This window comes from Cuspidothrix issatschenkoi CHARLIE-1 (assembly GCF_002934005.1).
GTDB lineage: Bacteria > Cyanobacteriota > Cyanobacteriia > Cyanobacteriales > Nostocaceae > Cuspidothrix > Cuspidothrix issatschenkoi.
The window spans coordinates 12,716-19,227 of the sequence record NZ_PGEM01000196.1 but is presented as its reverse complement, the minus strand read 5'-3'; the positions used below and the strand labels follow the sequence as shown (position 1 = coordinate 19,227).

General features: G+C 41.8%; 5 protein-coding genes. 3 read left to right on the top strand and 2 right to left on the bottom strand.

Annotation, left to right across the window (positions count from 1 at the left end):
• Window positions 1–376: transposase family protein (locus tag CUN59_RS19840; RefSeq protein ID WP_165790239.1), on the top strand; the 376-nt coding region annotated here is incomplete at its 5' end.
• Window positions 377–654: 278 nt separating this feature from the next.
• Here CUN59_RS19840 and CUN59_RS19835 read toward each other — a convergent pair.
• On the bottom strand, window positions 655–1,641 hold the full coding sequence (locus CUN59_RS19835; RefSeq protein WP_104389452.1) for a vitamin K epoxide reductase family protein: 987 nt from the start codon (window positions 1,639–1,641) through the stop codon (window positions 655–657).
• 100 nt (window positions 1,642–1,741) lie between these two features.
• On the bottom strand, window positions 1,742–2,554 hold the full coding sequence (gene btpA, locus CUN59_RS19830) for a photosystem I biogenesis protein BtpA (protein WP_104389451.1): 813 nt from the start codon (window positions 2,552–2,554) through the stop codon (window positions 1,742–1,744).
• An 885-nt stretch (window positions 2,555–3,439) separates the two neighbouring features.
• On the opposite strand from btpA, the gene rimO reads away from it, so the two are divergent.
• Complete coding sequence (rimO, locus tag CUN59_RS19825) at window positions 3,440–4,807, top strand: 30S ribosomal protein S12 methylthiotransferase RimO (RefSeq protein WP_104389450.1); 1,368 nt, start codon at window positions 3,440–3,442, stop codon at window positions 4,805–4,807.
• Between the two features lie 65 nt (window positions 4,808–4,872).
• Entirely contained in the window at window positions 4,873–6,396 is a 1,524-nt protein-coding gene (locus tag CUN59_RS19820; RefSeq protein WP_104389449.1) for a DEAD/DEAH box helicase, read from the top strand.
• The last annotated feature ends 116 nt before the right edge of the window (window positions 6,397–6,512 follow it).

The following is a 6,512-nucleotide window of genomic DNA, read 5'->3' as shown; positions in this document are numbered from 1 at the left end:
AAAAGCTAAAGATATAGTAGATGTGATAGTAGGAAAGCCAGGACCAACTAGCGATATTTCTTTGTTTAGAGATCAACAAGAGAAATTTGATTCTCAACAAAAATTTCAAGGAGATAAAGCTTATATAGGTGGAGATAATATGACTACACCTAAGAAAAAGCCCAGAAATAAAGAATTAACAGATGAACAGAAAGAGGCAAATAAAAAACTGTCCAGTAAACGAATTTTTGTAGAGCATATCATAAGAATTATTAAAGTTTTTCGCATAGCATCAGAAAGATTTCGTCTTCATAAAGATACTTATGAAAAAGTAATACTTACGATTTGTGGATTGGTTAGATTACGAATTGATTCTCTAGTTTTACCGAACTCATGATATGTTTTAAAAGTATGCAGATTATGAAATAACCATCAGCATTTTTTACGGGCTATACTAACACTAACTATCTCTAGCCCTCATGATTACATCAAGTCTGGCTGACATGAGAACATCCTCAAAGCCAGACACAGACTGCTTTTTAAATTTTCGGACAGGTCTAATAAGAAACAACGGCTTGGTATATTCAACGCAATCATTCACAACAGCGGATGTCCGTATCCGTCTCAAGCATCTTTGTCCGTAAATAGAAAATTGACAGACCACTAGTCTTATCTCTAGCGGAAATATTTAAAGTTTTTTGGGCCAGTGTAACCTGTAATTTTTGCTAATTCATCGAGGTTTTGCACACCGCTATAACTTTTACCATTAATAATCCAAGTCGGGAAACCTTGAATATTGGCCGCTGTACATAATTCTGGTTTACCTTTGGGACTATTACCAGCGCACTCTACCCCAATATTATCACTAATGATTTTATAGGCTTCTTTACCAAAGAGTAGCTTCTGTTCATGGCAATGGGGACACCAATAGGCTACATACTCCTTAGCACCAGCTTTTACAAGATGTTGCGCTAGGGCTATTTCTGCTTCTCCAGAAGTAGTGGTTATTTCCCATCCAAACTCAGGGTTAGGCTGTTCTTGGGAGGTAAAAGCAGTAATCTGTCGTGGTTTATCGGTAGATCCGATGGTACCATCGTAATTAATGCCAGAATAAGCCCCTAGAGTACCAATGAGCGTTACCATAACGACAATCACGGCGATAAAAAATATTTGCCCGATATCTTCCCAGTCACGTCCTAGCAGGGTGAGGGTTAACATACTCAAAGCAAAGAAAGCCGAAGCGATACAGTACCAACATAGAGCCTTGAGTTGAAATGCCAGGATATACATTAAATATCCACTAAAAACTGTCATAGCGATCGCCCCAACTAAAAGCAACCACCAACTCAAGTTTTCTATTTGATTCCGGTTTTTGTCCCCTTCCACAGAGTTTAATGCCAAAGGAGCTAAAGCCAAGATAAACATACCGATATATGCCAACAAACCAAACAAAGCTAAGGGTTGGCCAAAAACTGTACCCCAAGGACTAGAAAGTACATCAGCACAACTTTTAACTTTTTCTGGTGTAGTGCAAAGTGGACTGCCCCCTGTGAGCTTTTCAAAAGTGAGATAACCTGTATTCAGGATACCTAATCCAGCGATCGCTCCAATCGCCGGACGTGACCATTTATAAATCCCAGGAGTAGAACGACGACGAATCATAATATTGGTAATGGGTAATGGGTAACTGGTGATTGGTAATTAGTAATTGGTAATTAGTTCAGAAATCGGCTAATCATCTAAATCAAGAACATCAAAAGCATCATAGTTTAGACAATAGAGGTCTGCGAGCGGCTTCCACAAATTGACTGACGCGAATGGGATCTATTGGTTGCTGAATTTGACCATGACGTTTGAGAGAACTAGAAACAATCACCCCATTTGCTGCTTGTAGGAGAGTGCTAACATTTTCCCAACTCGCGCCACTACCAATAAATACAGGAGTCCCATTCGCCGCAGCAGTAGCTAGTTCTAAATCTTCTTGGTCTGGAGGACTACCAGTAGCCCAGCCAGATAAAATTACCGCATCAGCCAAACCTCTTTGAATAGTGTCCTTGACAGCAACCGTCAGATTAGGAGAACTCAAAGGACGGGCGTGTTTAACTAAGACATCAGCAAAAATTTTCACATCAGATCCTAATTCCCGACGATAGCGTAATAATTGATGAGCTTCCCCTTCAATTAATCCTTGATCAGTTGCCATCACACCTGTGAGAACATTAATTCTTACAAACTGTGCCTTTACACAACTAGCAATAGCGATCGCACTTCTGCCGTCATTGCGTAACACATTTAACCCTACAGGCACAGTCACTAAATTTTGGATACGTTGGACAATCACAGTCATGGCACTCACAACTGCTGGATCAACTTGATTTTTGGCAAATGGGGCATCGAAAAAATTTTCCACAATAATCCCATCTATCCCTCCACTGGCAAGGGCTGTGGCTTCTTGTTCGGCGCGATCAATCACTGCTTTGAGGCTGCCTCCCCAACGGGCTGAAGTAGGAAGCGGTAGCAGATGTACTACGCCAATAATTGGTGTTCGGGTTTTAAATAACTGATGTAAGTCCACGTTTTTAATTTACTTGGCACAATTGAGAGTGCTTACCTATTTCCACTCTCCACAGGGGGGAGATTCATCAAGCATTAGCTAAAATCCCATAGAAAATCTACATTCTCTAGGATTGAGATTCCTTCCGCCTTTTTATACTAATAAAATAAGTTGCTTTAGGGAACAGAAAATAGGGAATAGGTGACAGTTGACGGTTGTAGGGACGAACGGCCGTTCGCCCCTACTGCTCCCCTGCCCCCTCCTTTTTCATCGTCAAATTACTGCCTCTTGCTGAAGATGGAAATTAGGTGTAAACCTTTCATAAGATATGTTAAGATAGGAATTGATTACAAGAGGAGTTTGCCACTTGTGAAGATGCCAGGCAGTTTCCCGGTATTTAACTCATAAATTCCGGGTCGTCATTACTGCTGAGTAGGCGTGGTCGCCATTGCGATTTCCCATCGAGGTAGCGGCTTCTCACAACAGACCTCTTGGTCGGCTTCCCGATGGGTAGATTAACAAAGCCCACGCTTCGGTAATATAAAACGCCTATAAGCGAATTGTTAAAAAATATTACGAGTGTCCAACTTACCCAAAGACACTCAAGATTGCCCTGGGAAACAAATTAGTAAAAGTATCATCCTACAGCCTCTATTTAGAAAGTAGATGATGGTTGTATGTTCCTGTTTACTGATAAAGTTGCTAGTTATGTAGCTTAATGCTGGTAGTTAGTAACGGGTAATTGGGTGGGAATTACAGCGGGAGTCAGGAGTAAAACCCTTTTGATCCTTGGTTTTTGTGGACAGTTTTGTACTTGATCTAGATACATTATTCTGTTTTTGTTTATTCCCCATCCAACAATTGAATGTTAATTAACAAGGAAAAAACGGAAAATTTAGTCAAAATATGGGTGAAAAGCCAACAATTGCAATTTCTCACCTGGGCTGCGAGAAAAATCGAATAGATACAGAACATATGCTAGGGCTGCTAGTAGATGCTGGCTATGGTGTAGACAGCAATGAAGAATTAGCAGATTACGTAATTGTTAACACCTGTAGTTTTATTGAAGCAGCAAGACAGGAATCAGTTAGAACCCTGGTAGAACTGGCAGAAGCAAATAAGAAAATCGTCATTACTGGCTGTATGGCACAACACTTTCAAGAACAATTACTCGAAGAGTTGCCAGAAGCCGTAGCCGTAGTAGGAACAGGAGATTATCACAAAATCGTTAATGTCATCGAGCGAGCCGAGCGGGGAGAGAGAGTTAAAGAAATTACTGCCGAACCCACTTATATTGCCGATGAGACCATACCACGCTATCGAACAACCACCGAAGGAGTAGCTTACCTGCGGGTGGCAGAAGGTTGTGATTATCGGTGTGCATTTTGCATTATCCCCCATTTGCGAGGAAACCAGCGATCGCGTACCATTGAATCAATAGTTGCCGAAGCCGAACAACTGGTAAGTCAAGGTGTCAAAGAAATAATTCTCATTTCCCAGATCACCACTAATTACGGCTTAGATATTTATGGAAGACCAAAGTTAGCCGAATTACTGCGAGCTTTAGGTAAAGTAGATATACCTTGGATTAGGATGCACTACGCCTATCCCACCGGACTGACACCGGATGTGATTGCGGCCATCCAAGAAACCCCCAACTGTTTGCCATATTTAGATTTGCCCTTACAGCATTCCCATCCAGATATTCTCCGCGCCATGAACCGTCCCTGGCAAGGACGGGTGAATGATGGGATTATGGAACGGATCAAAACCGCACTACCGTCAGCAGTGCTAAGAACAACGTTCATAGTTGGTTTTCCTGGAGAGACACAGGAGCATTTTCAGCATTTATTAGAGTTTACCGAACGACATAAATTTGATCATGTTGGTGTCTTTACCTTTTCAGCAGAAGAGGGAACTCCTGCCTACGATCTCCCCGATCAAGTTCCAGCAGAAGTGATGACGGCACGCCGTGATCAACTAATGGAATTACAACAACCAATCTCTTTCCAGAAAAATCAACAGGAAGTTGGCAAAATAGTTGATGTCCTGATTGAACAGGAAAATCCCGATTCAATTTTTTCAGGGGGCGAATTAATCGGCCGTTCTGGCAGATTTTCTCCTGAAGTAGATGGTCAAGTCTATGTTAAAGGACAGGCTAGGCTAGGAACCATCGTCAAAGTAGCGATTCAAAGCGCCGATGCCTATGACCTCTATGGTCAAGTTGTCAATAGTGATAGATTATCTTCCCCTCTCCTATCTACTGTTGTATAAGACTTAATTTACAAATAAGTATCGGGTTACAAGTCCAAAATTCACAATAAAATCTAGGAGCGTTAATGAGTTTATCATTTCAAGAATTAGGCCTTTCCCAAGAACGTGCTGAACTGTTAGAAAGTATGGGTTTTTCTGCCCCTACAAATATTCAAACCCAAGCTATTCCTCAACTATTAAATGGTCGGGATGTAGTCGGTCAATCCCAAACAGGAACAGGTAAAACCGCAGCTTTTTCTCTACCCATGTTAGAACGGTTAGATCCTAACCAAAAAGCTGTTCAAGCAATTGTTTTAACGCCTACCCGTGAGTTAGCAATTCAAGTTCATGCAGCTATTTCCCAATTTATTGGTAATAGTTACTTGAAAGCAGCGGCCATTTATGGTGGTCAATCAATTGATCGCCAAATTATGCAGTTGCGACGGGGAGCGCAAATTGTTGTTGGTACACCAGGAAGGGTCATAGACTTACTAGATCGTGGTAATTTGAAACTGGATCAAGTGAGATGGTTTGTATTAGATGAAGCTGATGAAATGTTAAGCATGGGCTTCATTGATGATGTGGAAAGAATTCTTTCTCAAGCACCAGAAGAAAGACAAACAGCATTATTTTCTGCAACTATGCCACCATCAATTCGGATGTTGGTGAACAAGTTTTTGAATTCACCGGTAACTGTTACCGTTGAACAACCCAAAGCCACACCGAATAAAATCAATCAAGTTGCTTACATCATTCCCCGTCATTGGACAAAAGCAAAAGCTTTACAGCCAATTTTGGAAATGGAAGATCCAGAAACAGCTTTGATCTTTGTTCGCACCCGTCGCACCGCCGCAGAATTAACCAGTCAATTGCAATCTGCTGGCCACAGTGTAGACGAATATCATGGTGATTTGTCCCAACAAGCCCGAGAACGTTTATTAACTCGCTTCCGTAACCGTCAAGTACGCTGGGTAGTAGCGACTGATATTGCAGCTAGAGGTTTAGATGTTGATCAACTTTCTCATGTGATCAACTTTGATTTACCTGATAGCGTCGAAACTTATGTTCACCGCATTGGGCGGACAGGTCGGGCAGGAAAGGAAGGAACTGCAATTTCCTTAGTTCAATCCTTTGAACGCCGCAAACAACAGGCATTTGAACGCCATAACCGTCAAACTTGGCAGATTCTGTCTATTCCTACTAAGGCACAGATTGAAGCGCAACATATTCAGAAGTTGAAAGGACAAGTAGCAGAAGCTTTAGCTGGTGAACGGTTAGCTTCCTTCTTGCCCATTATCAGCGAAATGATTGAACAATATGATGCTCATGCGATCGCTGCTGCTGCATTACAAATTGCTTACGATCAAACCCGTCCCGCTTGGTTATTATCTGGTGTAGACTTACCCGTTGACGAAAGCCCAACTCCCAAACCCAGAATTAACAAACGTGGTGATGGTTCAGACCGTGAACGCAGTTCTGGTGGTGGTCGCGGTGGCCGTTCTTCTTGGTCTAAAGAAGGCAAAGGCAACGATGACAGACGCATTAGCGGTAGTCCTAAACCCAAGTTAAAAATTGCCCACCGTGAACCTTCTGGTAACCCTAGTAATTAAAAATTAGGTTCACAAGATGGGATTTTCTACCAAAAGAATATCCCCATTCTGGGTATGAATGTAGGGGTTTAGCAGTGCTAAACCCCTACTTGCTTGAGATTTTCAGGTTTACAGAT